This window comes from Streptomyces sp. CA-210063 (assembly GCF_024612015.1).
Taxonomy (GTDB): Bacteria; Actinomycetota; Actinomycetes; order Streptomycetales; family Streptomycetaceae; genus Streptomyces.
In genome coordinates, this window is record NZ_CP102512.1 from 161,864 (window position 1) to 176,262 (window position 14,399).

Sequence of the window (14,399 nt, forward strand, 5' to 3'; positions counted from 1 at the left end):
TGGACCCTGCTCCGATCCGGGCGCTCATGGCTTCCCGTTCTCCCACGGAAATGGCGCCGCAGCGTGCGCATCACGATCGCCGTCGGTGAGTCCTGCGCACTGCTGACCCTGGTCATGCGCTACGAGCCCGGCCCCCGTAAGGCCGAGGGCCCGGCTGTACTGGAGCGGCTCGATCCGCAGCCTCCCACCGCCCCGGCCTTCGACGAGGCAGTGGCCACGGCGCTGAAATGGGCTGAGGGCCAGGCGGGCTTTCCCACCCGGGGCCTGATCACCTGGACGGTGCGGACAGCCGACGGATCGCAGGTGACGACGCCGATCGGCGGGGCCTCGGTAGGAGGGGCCTTCGCGGTCGCGCTGGCGTTCCTGTTCGGCCTGACCCCGCTGGCCCGCAGGCGCCCCTTGGATCGGCGCGCGGTGCTCAGCGCCGAGGTCGACGCCTTCGGGCTGCTTGGCCCGGTGACCCACATCGATCAGAAGGCCGCACTGGTGGCCGACATCGACCACGGCAGGCTGCTCGTGGCAGGCGCGGCCCATGAACGGGCGCTGGCCGCGCAGTCGAGCGGGCGTCCGGAAGCGGTGGCCGTCACCAGCGTGGCCGACGCGGTACGAGCCGGTCTGTTGCGGCGGTCCCTCGCGCTACCGGTGGCCTTCGTCATCCTCGTGGCGGCGACAGCAACGGGGGTGTGGGCCGCCGCGAACGCAGCCGATCGCGCCGAGGCCCGCACCCAGGCACGGGTGGAGAGCCTGAGCGCCCAGGCCCGGGCCTACCACGGCTCGGCTCCGGACCGCTCCGCAGGCGCAGCCCTGCAGGCCCATCTCCTGGACCCCGCCTCCCCCGTGACCACTGCCGCGATGCTGTCGGCGGCCTACGGCGATCTGCGGCTGTCCGGTGTCATTGACGCCGGACACCAGGTGGGGGCCGTGCAGTACAGCCCCGACGGCCGTCTGCTGGCGGTGGCATCAGGCGGGAAGGTCACGGTGTACGGGTCCGACGGCCACAGCGTGCGGGCCCGCACCAGCGCACGGGCGGGCGCGGTGACCGAGGTTCGTTTCAGCGCCGACAGCCGTGGTCTCGTCCTGGGCACGGACCGCGGCGAGGTTCTGTACGGGGTGCTCGGTGAAGGCGACGACATCGGCCTTCGGGTACTGCGTGACGCCGACGAACCGGTCCTGGCCTTGGCCACGGGGGGCGGCGGCCGGGTGGCGTGGGCCACGAATGCCGGAGTGGAGGCGGTCGCCCGGCCCGGCTCGCAGTCCCCAGTACAGGTACGGCCGGCCGACCCCTTGGTCACCTCCCTGGCGTTCCTGCCCGCCGGACGTCTCGCGGTGGGACGCCTGACGGACGGCAACGACCCCGCCCTGCAGGTCTACCCGGCCGACCGGGCGAACGCCTCGCCCAAGACACTCCTGACCGCCACCAAGGCGATGAGGCTGTTGCGGAAGAGCGTCTCCGCCATGGCCGTCACCGACAGGGGGCGCTCACTGGTGGTCGGCGGGGCCCGGATCGATCTGCAGGTCTACGACACCCGAACCCTGCGGCTGAAGAAGAGCGTGAGTCTCGACGGGTACGTCTACGCCCTCTCGGCGAGCGCTGACGGGCGCACGGTCCTGGCGGCAACACGTGAATGGCCCTCGTACCGCGCCCCCGTCGACACCACATCCGCCAGCCCGACGGTCACCGCACTGGACATGTCCGACGGTGGCCGTGGCCTGGGGGTCGCCTACAGCGATGCCACCGAGTCACTCACCGCGGTCCTGGCCGTCCACCCCGTCACGGGCGCACCGGTCGTTGCCTCGGCTCCGCTCTCCAGTCGCAGCCGGGTATTCCTGTACGCCCCGCCAAAGCGCACGGATGCACAGGAACAGGTCGGAGCGGTCGTCGGTGACCCACACCTCCCTGGCAGCGTCCTCGTGCTCCGCGCCGACGGCCGGCTGATCCGGTACCGGGCCCGCGACGGCCATACGACGGTGCTGCGCAGGGCTGGCTCACAGGGCACGCTGGCCCTGGCAGTGGACGGGAGGGGGCGGACCCTAGCCGTGGGCGACGCCTCCGGCCGTATCACCCTCTACGACTATCCGGCGATGAGACCGAAAGGCCGGCCGCTGCACCGGACGGACAGCCCGGTGTTCCGTCTGGCCTTCTCCCCCGATGACCGGACCCTGGCCGCCGGTGACTCGGCCGGCGAGGTGCAGCTGTGGAGCATGGCGCACCGGACGGTGAAGGTCGCCCCCGAGCCGGAGCGGGACGCGGGTGCGGTCGGCACGTTCGCCTGGCGGCCGGACGGCACCCGGCTGCTCGTGGGGCACCGGCTCGGATGGGCCGAGATCCTGGACCCCCGAACCGCACGCCCCACCGTTACCCGGAACTTCGCGGCCGTCGGCACCGACGACGGACTGGGAGACCTCGCTGCCGCCGTCCCCTACCAGGACGGCTACCTCGCCGGCTTCGGCGACGGACGCATCGCCCGGTACGGCCCGAAGATCGGCCTGCGCGAGCAGCTTCCCCAACGGCACAGCCAGACCGTCCTGGGCACCGCGCTGTCCCCGGACGAGTCCGAGCTATTGACCGTGAGCGCCGACTACACAGCGCTGTTGCAGCAGGTGCCCGATGGCGCTGAGCTGTTCCGGGCCACCAGCCCGGAGGATCCGGACGACGACGACCTCCACTACGGCGGGGCTTGGTCGGCGGGCGGCTTCACCCCGGACGGCAAGTGGGTGGTCCTGGGCAGCACCACCGGTCACCTGACCGCTCTGGCACTCGACGGCGACGAGCTGGTCCGGCGCCTGTGCGCACTCACCGACGCCCGCACGCGGGCTGATGAGCTTTCGGAGGCGTGCCGATGACCCGGCGCCAAGAGCACCAGGACGACCTCACGGAGTGGACCGCTCTGCTGGACACCTGCGCCACGGGCCGGTCCACGGGCTCACTCACACTGTCCGCTGCCGCGGTCGCGGACAGGCTGTGCCGGGATGGCGCGTGGCTGCGCGGTTGTGCTGCCGCCGCCGCGCAGTCCGGCGGACCGCTCCTGGACGGTTCTCCGCTCACCGGCCCGCCCGAGGACGGCCCGGTCGCAGCGGCCCTGCGTCTGCTGCGCGACAAGGCACCGACGCGCAACCACCCCATGGCACGGGCGATCTGGCACGCCGCACGGGCAGCGGTACTGGAGCGGGGAGCCACGCCCTGCGACCGCGCCTTGGCCGACGCCGAGACCGCGGCGGCGGCCGTGTGGTGCGAGGCGGCCCGCCACCCCTCCCCCAGCGCCACCGCCGGTCCTGCCCTCCTCGTCGATGTGGAGCAGGCCGGCTTCCGAGCGACTCATCCCGAGCTGCCGTGGAAGCTGGCCGGGGAGTTGGTGGAACGCTGTCTGCACGGACCGCGCCGCCGCCACGAGTCCGTCGCGGCCAAGGTGCTCGCCGACGGCATCACCCCCGACGGGACGGCCGTCCTGACCGTGGACCTGGTCCAGGACGCAGCCGAGGATGTCCTGCCGGACGCGGACACCATGCTGTTCACCACCGGCCTGGAGAGCCTGGAGGCGTCACTGGCCGCAGCGTTCTCCTGGGGCCGGGCCCAGGAACACTTCCCCCGCGGCCACGGGATGCGCTGGCGGCTCGGCGGTCCGCACCACGTCGCGGCCGCCATCCCCGCCGGAACCGAGGTAGGCGCCGCCGCCGCGGTGGCCTTGGCCCGCGCCCTCCACCGTCGGCGCGGCGGCGTGTTCACCCGTGCGGGCGAGCACCCCCATGACGCGGACCCACGCGTGGTCGTGCACGCCGCCATCCGGCCCCCCGCTCGCCTGTACGCCGTGCCCGCCCCGGCGGATGCCGTCCACGACGCGCTCGCCGCCGGCCACATACTGCTGTTCGCCCCGGGTGACGGGGACGCCCGCCCGGTGATCGCCGCCCCGCGTGACCAGGTACGCGAAGCACGGGACGTGACACAGGCGTTGCGTCGCTCGCGGCGGCTGCCCCGGCGGTTCGTCGCCGCTTCCTGCGCCTTCACCGTCATCGTCACCATGTTCGGCCTCTGGTACGGCGGCGAGAGCAGGGAACGCGCCGACCGCGATCGCATCGCCACGAAGGCCGAGGAACTCGCCGATCGGGCGCTCCAACGGGAGACCCGTACGCCGGACCAGGCCCTCGTGGACGCGCTGACCGCTCGTGCCCTCGCCCCGGACTCGCCGGGGAGCCGTGACGCCCTGCTGTCCGCGGTCAACCGTGAGACCTCCATCAGCAAGGTCATCCGTACCAAGGCCACCGGACTGCACAGCCTTGCCCTCAGCCACAACGGCCGCTACGTCGCCGGGATCGACTCGAAGCGGCGACTGTGGGTGTGGGACGCCCGCAAGGCCTCGCCGGTATCCGTGCCGACGGAGCTCCGGAAGGTGAACACGATCGGATTCCCGCAGACCGACGGTGCCCTCGCGGTGGCCACCGACCAGGGAGTCGCACGATGGGACCCGGCCGGAGACGGAGGCCCACAGTGGCGCACCGATACCCCGGCGACCGCGGTCGCCTACAGCGCCGACGGAACCCGCCTGGCGATCGGTGGCCGCGACGGCACTGTGGAGGTCCAGGACACCGGCTCCAGCGAGACCGGCCGTCGTACTCTTCTCGCCGATGACGGCCGGCCGACAACGCTCGCGTTCACCACCTCGGGCTCCACCTTGGCGATCGGCACGGCAACCGCGGTGCGCATGTGGGACTGGCGGACCACGGCCCGTCCGCAACGCGCTGCCACCGACCTTCCCGCCCCCGCACGGAACCTCCTTTACGCCGCACGCTGCAAGTGCTTCTACGCACTGTCCGGCGGCCGGCTCCTGACCCTGGCGCCGGACACGGCCAAGGTCGTACGCACGTCCGTCTATGTGCCGTACATGGCCATGCTCGGCTACAGCGCTGCCCGTTCCTCCCTATATCTCGCGGCCACCAACACGATCGCCGCCTACTCCGCCGACCCGAAAGACCTGGTCTCGGGTTCCAGTGAAGGCACGACCGCTGAACGCCCCACCGCCTCGGACTACTTCGCGTCCTCCTTCAGCGGACGTTCCCAACTGGCGGTGAGCGGCGACGGACAGCACCTGGTGACACCGTCCAGCAGCGGCGGCCTCGTGTTCTACAGTCTCTCCGCTCCGGACAGGCGGTACCTCTACGTCCTTGGTGCGCAACTTGTCGAAAGCATCCCCGACAGCTCGTCACTGCTCTACGTCACAGGCGTCTACGGGCACGCCCGCATGGGGGTGTACGACCCGCAGGCACGCAAGGGCAGACAGCAACTCGTGGACATGGGTCCCGTCTCGGGAAAGCAGCCCTCCGCCTTCAACGCGCGGCTGCGCCTGGTCGCGGTCGCGAGCACCGACGGCCTTGTGCGGCTCCGCCAGGTCAAAGCCGCCACCTTCTCCTTCGGCTCGGCCATCGAGCTGACCGGACCAGCAGGTCAGAGAGCATCGGTCACCCTGTTCGACGATCCACACCGGGAGCTCTACGCGGCCTGGGCCCACGAGATCCGCGTCTACTCACTGGCGCGACCCACGCAGCCGGAACTGCGGTACTCGATCACCCTGCCCGACACGGAGCGGGTCGTCGCCGTCAGCGCGGCCCCGGGCCGCAAGCGGCTGTTCGTCGCCACCGACCAACACCTGTACGCGCTGCCCTACCGCGCGGGTCGGTACGCGTGGGCCCACCGCGTGCTGTTGAGCTCAGGCGTGTTCATGCAGGCGAAGGCACTCGAGGACGGCGGCGTGGTCGCCAGCACCCTGACCGGAGCGCTGGCGGTCTACCGGCCTCGCGACGACGTCTGGACCGAACTCCCGCTCGCCGGAAAGGGAGACAGCATCGGCGTCGTACAGCCCTACGGACGCGAGATCGTCGTCACCGTGCCTTACCACATCGCCGTCTACGACGGCCGAACCGGCGCGCAGATCGTCGACATGGAGGTGCGGTACCTGCTGCCCCCCGCGCTGAACTACAACGGTTCGGCCGTCCGCACTTTCGGGGACACATCGTCCGCCATCACTTTCCCGCTGAGCAAAGCGGCCGTCCTGACCCGGGCCTGCGATCTGCTGGGCAAGAGCGCCCCAGCCACCGTCGTCGACACATGGCCGGACGCACCCGAGTCCGTACGCGGCAAGCCTCTGTGCGGTGCCGATGCTCGCTGAAAGAGCGTTTCGTCCCAGCAGGGGTGTTTGGTAACTCGGGCGTAGGCGCTTTGTTCGGGTGATCGTGCATGTGAGGATCGTGCCGTGTTCGCACTGAGGCGGGCGGCTGTCACGCGCGTGCCCGAAGGGCCAAAAAGGGGTGACGGAAATGTTCGCGGGGAGAGCGGCACGGCTGGTGGTCAGCAACGACGGTGAGGAGCCGCTGGATCTGATGCTGGAGCCCTGGGGTGACGTCCATCGGATCTTGCCGAAAGAGACGTGCGTCGTTGTCACTCATTCCTCTGCGGGAGATGGTTCTTGGCCCGGGACGCAGCTTGGGGACGAGCCGTTTCAGGTTGGCCATGGGCCTGATTGGGTCACGGTGTGGGCCAACGGCCACTGCTTCCACCTCAGCGACAGGAAGGGCAACGAAATCGACCCGTACGTCTACGGGTCCCTGACCTGCCGTGGGCGCGTTCGCGGAGGTCTTGACGCTCTGTGCGTCCAGCACACACGCGCTCGGCTCGGCGTCGCGACCCTCGGCTTCCCGCACCAGCCGCCTCAGCACTCCGTTGAGCCGGTCGAAGCCACCGTCCTTCTGCCAGGCGGCGAAGTACCCGTAGACCGTCTCCCACGGCGCGAAGTCGTGCGGCAGGTACCGCCAGGGGATGCCGGTGCGGTCGACCTACAGGACGGCGTCCATGATCCGCCACAGGTCATGCTCGGGTGGCCTGCCTATGCCCAGGCCCTTCCCTCTCCGCTGGGCCCGCCAGGCCGACAGAACGGGCTCCATCAACTCCCACCGGGCATCGGACAGGTACTCGGCTACGGCCGCTGTCGGGGCATGTTTCGGTGGTACCGCCAACGGTCCCACCGAACTCTCCGACGGGCCGCGTCTCTTCATCCACGTCCGGGTCCTGCCACCCACCACCACCGCCGGCAAAGTCGGCAAAGCCACCCGCGTCACCCTCACCCACGACGACCTCACCAACCCCGACACCACCTGACCCACCGCATCAAGTAGCAGCCACTGGACTTGCACCACGCTCAACCAACCTGCACAGACGACATGCACGCAGGTCAGCCACCACGGCCCCACCCAGAACCCACGGCGATACCACCCTGACCAAGCCCTGCTAGGAAACTGTCCTGAGCTGCCGTACCGAGGCCGGGGCGCTCCATACCTTGTGCCCATGCGCGAGCAGGGCCTCGAGTGCGGCCATGGAGGACTCCAGCGGCGTGGTGCTGACACCGGCGTCCCTGGACGCGTCCATGATGTTGGCCAGCCCGGAGACCTGGACGTCGAGGCCCTGGGTGAGCCGGGGCTCCGCCGCCGTGGCCAGGTCGGCGTCGACCTCCGCGGCGAAGGCGGGCAGCAGGCGCGCCATGTTCGTCAGCCAGGGCACCAGCAGTTCCGTGAAGCCGGACGCACTGCCTCCCTCCCGCGAGGTGGCCATGGCGACTGCGTGGTGGAACCCGTCGAACATGAGGTACATGCCGCTCAGCAGTGCCAGGTCATAGAGGGAGGCCAGGCCGATGTCGTCGCCCAGGTATCTCGCCGAGCCGAGTTCCCCGAGCACCCCGCGGTACGTGTCGAAGATCCGCTGCTCGCCGCTGTAGAGGATGAACGCTTCAGGGGTCGCCACAGTCGTCGGCACGGCCATGATGCCGCCGTCCAGGTAGTCCCCACCGTGCCCCGCCACCCAGGCGGCCATCTCGGACGCCTGTGACGGAGTGCCGTTGGTGAGGTTGACGACCGTCCTGCCGCGCAGCTGCCCCGCCACCGGCTCCAAGGTCTCCCGCACGATGCCGTAGTCCAGCAGGCAGACCACCACCAAAGGGCTTCCGGTCACCGCCTCGGCGACCGAGCCGGCGCGCACGGCACCCAGCGCGATCAGCTCATCGGCCTTGGCGGCGGTGCGGTTCCAGACAGTGGTCGCCCGCTCCGCGGAGAGGAACGCTGCGGCCAGGGCCCGGCCCATGTCTCCGAGGCCAAGGACGGTTACGGGTGACGTATTACTCATGGAGTGCTCCTGTCTCGAGAAAGCGTGACCCGTCGGCCGCGTCACCTGCGCACGGCCCTCTTGACGGGTGTTCACGGCCTCGATGCTTTCCCGGGCAGCCAGGCTCGGCAAGTACCCACTATTCTGTGTGGTACTCACCAATTGGTAAGCATCGAAGGGAAGTTGGGACCATGGCCAAGCATCGGCCGTACATCTGCGGTATCGACGCGGCCATGGACGTCGTCGGCGGCAAGTGGAAGGGCCTGATCCTGTGGGCCCTGCACGAGGGCCGCCGCCGTACCGGAGAGTTGCGCCGTGAACTGCCCGGCGTCAGCGAGAAGATGCTGATCCAGCAGCTGCGCGAACTGGAGGCGGACGGCATCGTGCACCGCGAGGTGTACCGCGAGGTCCCACCCAGGGTGGAGTACTCGCTCACCGAGCGCGGCGTGGAGCTGAATGACGCGCTGTCGCCGCTCAGTGCCTGGGGGCAGCGCCACATGCCGACAATCCACGCTCAGCGTGAGGCCACATCACGCGCGTAGGCCGCCAAAGGCCCGACCGCCGAGGCCACCTTCCATACGAGCCGGGCTCGCACATGCGCCGGCTCCCACGGGCTGGTGCTGATGAAGTGGGCCAGGGCCTGACGGTTGCCGTCCTCACCCAGCCGGACGGCCATCGGCTCCACAGATTTCCGCTGCCCGTCCAGCAGCAGTCCCCGCAGACACACCCCGCCCCACCGACGCTGATCCGCCCGAGCGAACGGCTCGGAAACATCCGCCGCGAACTCCTCCAGGGGGCACCGGACTTCATCCAACTCCCCAGGCGGGCGTCACAAACCGGTCAACGACACAACTCCTCAACCGGACACGCCACCAGCGAACGAACCTGACACAGCCCTACTAAGTGGTAGTCCCGTAAGTGATCTCGCGGAGCGATGATCTTGGTCGTGTCTGGTGTGATCACGGCGTCGGTGCCGTCCTGGACAGAGCCTTTCACTGGGCTGAGCCCGCGCACTTTCGGCAAGTTGGTGACGCTGCTGCCGCGAGGGTGCGGAGGTTCCTGGCCGGGGCCGTCCGTGGAAGCTGCCGCTCGAGGATCGGGTGCTGCTGGTGACCGCGTATTGGCGGACACACCGCACCCTGCGGCAACTGGCCCCGCTGTTCGGGGTGTCCAAGTCGGCTGCCGACCGGGTCATCGACCACCTCGGACCCCAGTTGGCCCTGCAGCCGCGTATGCGGTTCGCCAAGGACGCGGTGCTAATTGTTGACGGCACTCTGGTGCCCACCCGGGACCACACCATCGCCGAGCAGTCGAAGAACTACCGGTACTCGACCGACCACCAGGTAGTCATCGACGCCGATACCCGCCTGGTCGTGGTGGTCGGTCGGCCGCTGCCGGGCAACCGCAACGTCTGCCGGGCCTGGGCTGAGTCCGGCGCCGAGGCCGCCGTCGGAAGGCCGCCACGACCGCCGACGGCGGCTACGTCGGCACCGGACTGGTCATGCCGCACCGCCGCCGCGCGGGCGAGGAACTGCCGGACTGGCAGCAGGCCCACCACAAGAGCCACAAACAGGTCCCCACCCGTGTCGAGCACGCCTTCGCCCGCATGAAGACCTGGAAGATCCTCCGCGATTGCCGCCTGCGCGGCGACGGCGTCCACACCGCCATGCTCGGCATCGCCCGGCTGCACAACCTCGCCCTCACGGGATGACTCCCGCTCCATACGCTCAGTCGATACAGAACTCGTTGCCCTCGATGTCCAGCATCGGGATGCACGAATCATTGCCGTCATACAGCGTTCGCACGTGAACCGCGCCGAGCGGGACCAGCCGTGCGCATTCGGCCTCAAGTGCGGCGAGGCGCTCTTTTCCCACCAGCCCGGTGCCGACCCGCACATCAAGATGCACCCGGTTCTTGGCGGCCTTCCCCTCGGGGACGCGCTGGAAGTACAGCCGCGGGCCCACACCTGAGGGATCAATGCAGGCGAACCAAGAATCCCGCTGCTCAGGCGGCTGCGAGCGCCTGTAATCATCCCACGTGGCAAACCCCTCCGGTGGAGGTGGTACGACGTACCCCAACACCTCGCACCAGAAACGAGCGAGACGCTCAGGTTCTGCGCAGTCAAAGGTGACCTGGAACTTCTTGATCGCGGACATCGATGCACCGTACCAAGGGGACTTGGGATTCTGCCGTTCGCGTCCTCCGAGGGTCTGCCCACAACCCCATCAGGCGCTGGGCCATCTCGGACATCAAGCGATCAAACCGGACAGCCCGCGAGGACGACGCGACCCTGGCGGCGAAGCCCACCGAGGCCACCAGGATCAGCCCTGCCCAACTACCCGCATGTCAAAGATCAGTTACGGAACACCCCTTGGGCCGGTCCTGCTCAGGAGCAACGTCTCACGACGTCACGGACACGTACGTGACGCGTCTGCCCACATCACAGCCCAGCCAGCCGATTCGACGGTCGGCGAAAAATTGACGCTGAGCTATGGGCGGGCAAGATCTGTCGCGCGATTGGCCGTGACGTTTTGCGGTGGGCTCTGGCAGCGATCACGGGGGGCCGTCACGGGCGGTCACTGAAGCAGGACCATCTTCCGGAGTAGTTCGAATTCGGCACGTCCGTACAGCTGTCTTTTGATCTTTTTGATGCGGTTCACGGCGCCCTCGGTGCCGCCCGAGCTCCAGCGGAGCGTGAGCCCGGCGGTGACGGCGTCGAGATCATTGGTGAGGCCGCGGGCGAAGCCGGTCAGGCCGGGCAGGTCCGCCGCGAGGGTCTCGTCGATCCAGGTGGGCAGCAGGACGCCGGTCTGCCGGGTGAGCATGTCCCCGAAGTCGCGGACGAGTTGGTGGGCGGCGGTCAGCTCGGGGCAGCCGTCCAGGACCGCCCCGGCCGTGAGCGGGATGCGGAGGGTGTACGTGCCCTTGCGGCCGCCCGGATTCCCATGCCCTGCTCCAGCAGCCCGTGGACCAGAGCGTGATGAGCCTGCAACCGCGCGGCGAGGCGCCCGTCGCCGTGCGACGTCGCGGGTTGCGACGAGGCCTGTGGAGGCACCGGCGGAGCCGGTGCCGACGATGGACGCAGACAGGCGCGATGCGCAGCGACGCACTTCTCGACGGCCTGACCAAGGTTCATCCACAGGTGAAAGCGATCAGCCACCTGCTGGGCGCCGGGCGCCCCGGCAGTGGTGCCTTCGGCGTAGGCGCCGGCCCGGTCACGACACACGACGTCGACGCCGGGGTGGGCAAGCCGCCAGGTCGTCAGCGGTGCGGCGTCCCGGGTGGGCAGCACGTCGACGACGCGGTGCGTCTCCCCGTCGGTCAGCACGGTGGCGTAGGTGTGGCCGCGTGTGATCGCGAAGTCGTCCACCCCCACACGCGCGGAGTGCCGTACGACGGGTCGGGCATCTCCCGCACCCGGTTCAGCAGCCCCATCCGCCCCGCCGTGATGCCCAGCGCCATGGCCATGCGCTCTCCGGCACGGCCGGCCAGCGCCAGTGCGATCACGTTCAGCAATGCTCCCAGCCGGTCCGTGCAGCGGGTGAACGGGCTGGTGAAGCCCCGGATCTGCTCGGCGAACGTCCTCTGCCCGCACTCCGTGTTCACGCAAACGAACCGGCGGACCTCCAGCACGATGCGTACTGGCCGGGCGGCCAGCGGCACGTCCTGCAACTGCCGTCGGTAGCGATCGTGCACCCGAGACGACGGTCGGCCGCAGCTCGGACAGTTTCCTTCCCGGGCCCGGCCACGAGCCCGCACGATCACCTCCCCTGTGTCGCACACGGTCGCCTCGGCGAACACCGCGATCCCCGCGAACAGCACGTCCTGCCAAGAGAGTGCACGTCCATCCACGTCCAGGACGTCGACTGTGCCAAGCCTTCCATTCAGATCCCGAAAGACATGATGGAGCGTCAAATACGCTCGGTGAGGTACAGCGCGCCCCGGCACGAGCCGGGGACCCAAACACACAACCCCGATCGTGACAGCTCCCCGTGATTGACAGCCGCCACCTTCCGGACACAAGCGGACCGACGCATGCACAATCTCTCTGTGGATCAGGGAATCGCAGCACTGCTGGGGGCAACGGTAGGCGTCCTCGGAACCGTCTCCGCATCGGCAATATCCGGGTGGTCGAGCCGGCAGCAGATTGGGGCCCAGGCCAGAGTTGACCACGCGCATTGGCGCAGACAGGCCCGGCGCGACGCCTACAGCGCCTTTCTCGCTCCCGCCAATGAGACGCGCAACGCCCTGAAGCAGGCCGCACGCGCCCTGATCGGCGACGTGGATACGGAAGGGGCTGACCACCATCTCCATGAAGCACACGACAAACTAGGAGAAGTGCAGGCAACCTGGGCTGCTCTTGCGGTCGAAGGGCCCGAGTCTGTGGAACAAGCAGCCAACGGCGTCAAGACTGCGCTGCACTCGATGCACACGACGTTGCTCGCATGGCGCGACTCCGCAGAGGGAGCACCCGACCATAACGTCAAGTTCGTGGAACGGCATGCAGTCGAGGTGACCAGGGTTTCCGAACGCATCGGCGCTTTCGCCACAACAGCTCGAGCTGCACTCGACGAAGCAACGTTCCCCGTGGACACCGGCAACGGCTGAAAACGATGGCCAGACACAACATGGGCAGAGTTCGCATAATCGGCACGCCCACCCGAGGTAGACACCGGGCCAGCGAGCATGTGACCCACCGTGACGGCTCCTCGTGATCGCTGCCAGAGCCCAAATCAAGACGCCTGATCTTCACCAATCACCCCAGAACCGGAGCCAGTTGGAGTCGCCCTGGTGGGGCCGCTGAACGCCGCCCTAGCCACTCCAGGGTCTGTTCCTGCTGCTGGAGCTCTTGCGGCGTCATCCCCTAAGGCATCGTTTCTTTTGGTGTGATCGTTCGTTGAACCGTGCATGACGGATTTGGTTGAGCGTCTGGTACCGGACGAGTTGTGGGTGCTGTTTCGGCGGGTGGTGCCGCCAACGGAGGTGGTACGTCCGCAGGGTGGGGGCCGGCGGCGGGCCGGTGATCGCGAGACCCTGGCCGCGATCATCTTCGTGGCCACCTCGGGCTGTACCTGGCGGCAACTCCCACCGGTGTTCGGTCCGAGTTGGCAGACGGCCTACCGACGGTTCGCTCAGTGGGGCCGGGCCCGCGTCTGGGCAAGGCTCCACCGCGTCGTCCTCGACGAACTCGGCGCCCGCGGCGAGATCGACTGGTCGCGGTGCGCGATCGACTCCGTCAGCTTCCGGGCAGCAAAAGGGGGCCACTGACCGGACCGAATCCGACCGACCGCGGCAAGCTGGGATCGAAAATCCACCTGATCACGGACCGGAACGGACTCCCACTGTCGCTGGGCATCTCGGCTGCCAACATGCACGACAGCCAGGGCCTTCAGCCGCTCGTGCGTGGCATCCCGCCCATTCGTTCTCCCCGCGGACCCCGTCGCCGCCGCCCGGCGAAGCTGCACGCAGACAAGGGCTACGACTATGACCACCTGCGCCGATGGCTCCGCAAGCGAGGCATCCGCCACCGCATAGCCCGCAAAGGGATCGAGTCCTCACAGCGGCTCGGCCGCCACCGATGGGTTGTCGAGAGGACCGTTTCCTGGCTCGCCGGCTGCCGCCGGCTCCACCGCCGCTACGAGCGCAAGGCAGAACATTTCCTCGCCTTCGCCGGCATAGCCGCAGCCCTCATCTGTCACCGCCGACTCGTCCGTGTGGACGGGCATAACCAGTCAGCGTGAGGCTCCGACCCTGCTGACCCAGACACCGAAGGGCCTGATGTCCGGCTCGGTCTCGGTCTTCTCCGAGAGGCTCTGCGCGTCGTCCAGGCCCGACCAGGCGATGAAGCCCGGCTCGCTGTCGGCCAGAAATCCCTCGACGACCGGACCGAGGTCGTCGGAAGCCACATAGGTACCGCTGAACGGCAACGCATCCGGGGGCACAGAACCGGTCGAGCACCGGAGCTGTCCTGCCTGTTTGTCGTGCCACACGTAGAACGTCGCTACCCCAGAGAAGCCCAGATCGCGAATGCGTTCCCGGATGGCAACAGCAGTCCGCTCGAAGGCAGCCACCACCTCGGCGACGGACAACGAACTCCTGTCCTCGTCAGCCGCACCCAGCGACCAGGTGTTGGTCTCCCACTCCACCCGCCGGTCAGCCGGCTCCAGCACCAAAGGCTCGTCCGCCACCTCAGCGATCCACGTCAACAACACCACAGCAGTATCCCTGCACAGCTCGACCCGAGAACCACCAAAAGAAA

Annotated in this window: 9 protein-coding genes and 4 pseudogenes; 6 read left to right on the forward strand and 7 right to left on the reverse strand. The window is 68.8% G+C overall.

What is annotated here, in order from left to right:
• Window positions 1-63: 63 nt before the first annotated feature.
• Both JIX56_RS00535 and JIX56_RS00540 read left to right on the forward strand, forming a co-directional pair.
• The gene (locus tag JIX56_RS00535; RefSeq protein ID WP_257536768.1) at window positions 64-2,844 is read left to right on the forward strand and encodes a WD40 repeat domain-containing protein; all 2,781 of its coding nucleotides are present in this window, start codon (window positions 64-66) and stop codon (window positions 2,842-2,844) included.
• A complete protein-coding gene (locus JIX56_RS00540; protein WP_257536769.1) occupies window positions 2,841-6,158 on the forward strand; it encodes a WD40 repeat domain-containing protein in 3,318 nt (1,105 codons plus the stop codon). Before JIX56_RS00535 ends, JIX56_RS00540 begins: the two co-directional genes overlap by 4 nt.
• Window positions 6,159-6,591: 433 nt before the next feature.
• Here the strand turns inward: JIX56_RS00540 and JIX56_RS47580 are convergent.
• Together JIX56_RS47580 and JIX56_RS00550 are read right to left on the reverse strand one after the other, a co-directional pair.
• Window positions 6,592-6,930 (reverse strand): annotated as a pseudogene (locus JIX56_RS47580) (transposase); the annotation flags it as partial.
• A gap of 343 nt (window positions 6,931-7,273) precedes the next feature.
• Window positions 7,274-8,161, reverse strand: coding sequence for an NAD(P)-dependent oxidoreductase (locus JIX56_RS00550; RefSeq protein WP_257536771.1), 888 nt, complete (start codon window positions 8,159-8,161; stop codon window positions 7,274-7,276).
• A 170-nt stretch (window positions 8,162-8,331) separates the two neighbouring features.
• On the opposite strand from JIX56_RS00550, the gene JIX56_RS00555 reads away from it, so the two are divergent.
• Complete coding sequence (locus JIX56_RS00555; RefSeq protein ID WP_030042927.1) at window positions 8,332-8,682, forward strand: winged helix-turn-helix transcriptional regulator; 351 nt, start codon at window positions 8,332-8,334, stop codon at window positions 8,680-8,682.
• On the opposite strand, the pseudogene JIX56_RS00560 reads toward JIX56_RS00555, so the two are convergent.
• Window positions 8,670-8,954: pseudogene (locus JIX56_RS00560) on the reverse strand (transposase); the annotation flags it as partial. The gene JIX56_RS00555 and the pseudogene JIX56_RS00560 sit on opposite strands and share 13 nt — an antisense overlap.
• 132 nt (window positions 8,955-9,086) lie before the next feature.
• On the opposite strand from JIX56_RS00560, the pseudogene JIX56_RS00565 reads away from it, so the two are divergent.
• Window positions 9,087-9,851, forward strand: a pseudogene (locus JIX56_RS00565) (transposase).
• A gap of 16 nt (window positions 9,852-9,867) precedes the next feature.
• Here the strand turns inward: JIX56_RS00565 and JIX56_RS00570 are convergent.
• The 3 genes and pseudogenes from JIX56_RS00570 to JIX56_RS00580 form a co-directional block, all read right to left on the reverse strand.
• Complete coding sequence (locus JIX56_RS00570; protein ID WP_257536773.1) at window positions 9,868-10,296, reverse strand: VOC family protein; 429 nt, start codon at window positions 10,294-10,296, stop codon at window positions 9,868-9,870.
• Window positions 10,297-10,725: 429 nt separating this feature from the next.
• Window positions 10,726-11,516 (reverse strand): annotated as a pseudogene (locus tag JIX56_RS00575) (transposase); the annotation flags it as partial.
• Complete coding sequence (locus JIX56_RS00580) at window positions 11,462-11,836, reverse strand: hypothetical protein (protein WP_257536774.1); 375 nt, start codon at window positions 11,834-11,836, stop codon at window positions 11,462-11,464. The pseudogene JIX56_RS00575 and the gene JIX56_RS00580, both read right to left, overlap by 55 nt.
• A gap of 354 nt (window positions 11,837-12,190) precedes the next feature.
• On the opposite strand from JIX56_RS00580, the gene JIX56_RS00585 reads away from it, so the two are divergent.
• The gene (locus JIX56_RS00585; RefSeq protein WP_257536775.1) at window positions 12,191-12,748 is read left to right on the forward strand and encodes a hypothetical protein; all 558 of its coding nucleotides are present in this window, start codon (window positions 12,191-12,193) and stop codon (window positions 12,746-12,748) included.
• Window positions 12,749-13,048: 300 nt separating this feature from the next.
• A protein-coding gene (locus tag JIX56_RS00590; RefSeq protein WP_443031721.1) for an IS5 family transposase occupies window positions 13,049-13,881 on the forward strand; the annotation gives its coding sequence in 2 pieces (ribosomal slippage) (window positions 13,049-13,406 and window positions 13,406-13,881; 834 coding nt in all).
• Here the strand turns inward: JIX56_RS00590 and JIX56_RS00595 are convergent.
• Complete coding sequence (locus JIX56_RS00595; protein ID WP_257536777.1) at window positions 13,873-14,355, reverse strand: hypothetical protein; 483 nt, start codon at window positions 14,353-14,355, stop codon at window positions 13,873-13,875. The genes JIX56_RS00590 and JIX56_RS00595 overlap by 9 nt on opposite strands.
• Between the last annotated feature and the right edge of the window lie 44 nt (window positions 14,356-14,399).

Excerpts from the sequence above, each read along its gene's own strand:
- JIX56_RS00540 (WP_257536769.1), top strand. The coding sequence starts at position 2,841 with ATGACCCGGCGCCAAGAGCACCAGGACGACCTCACGGAGTGGACCGCT.
- JIX56_RS00550 (WP_257536771.1), bottom strand. The coding sequence starts at position 8,161 with ATGAGTAATACGTCACCCGTAACCGTCCTTGGCCTCGGAGACATGGGC.
- JIX56_RS00555 (WP_030042927.1), top strand. The coding sequence starts at position 8,332 with ATGGCCAAGCATCGGCCGTACATCTGCGGTATCGACGCGGCCATGGAC.
- JIX56_RS00570 (WP_257536773.1), bottom strand. The coding sequence starts at position 10,296 with ATGTCCGCGATCAAGAAGTTCCAGGTCACCTTTGACTGCGCAGAACCT.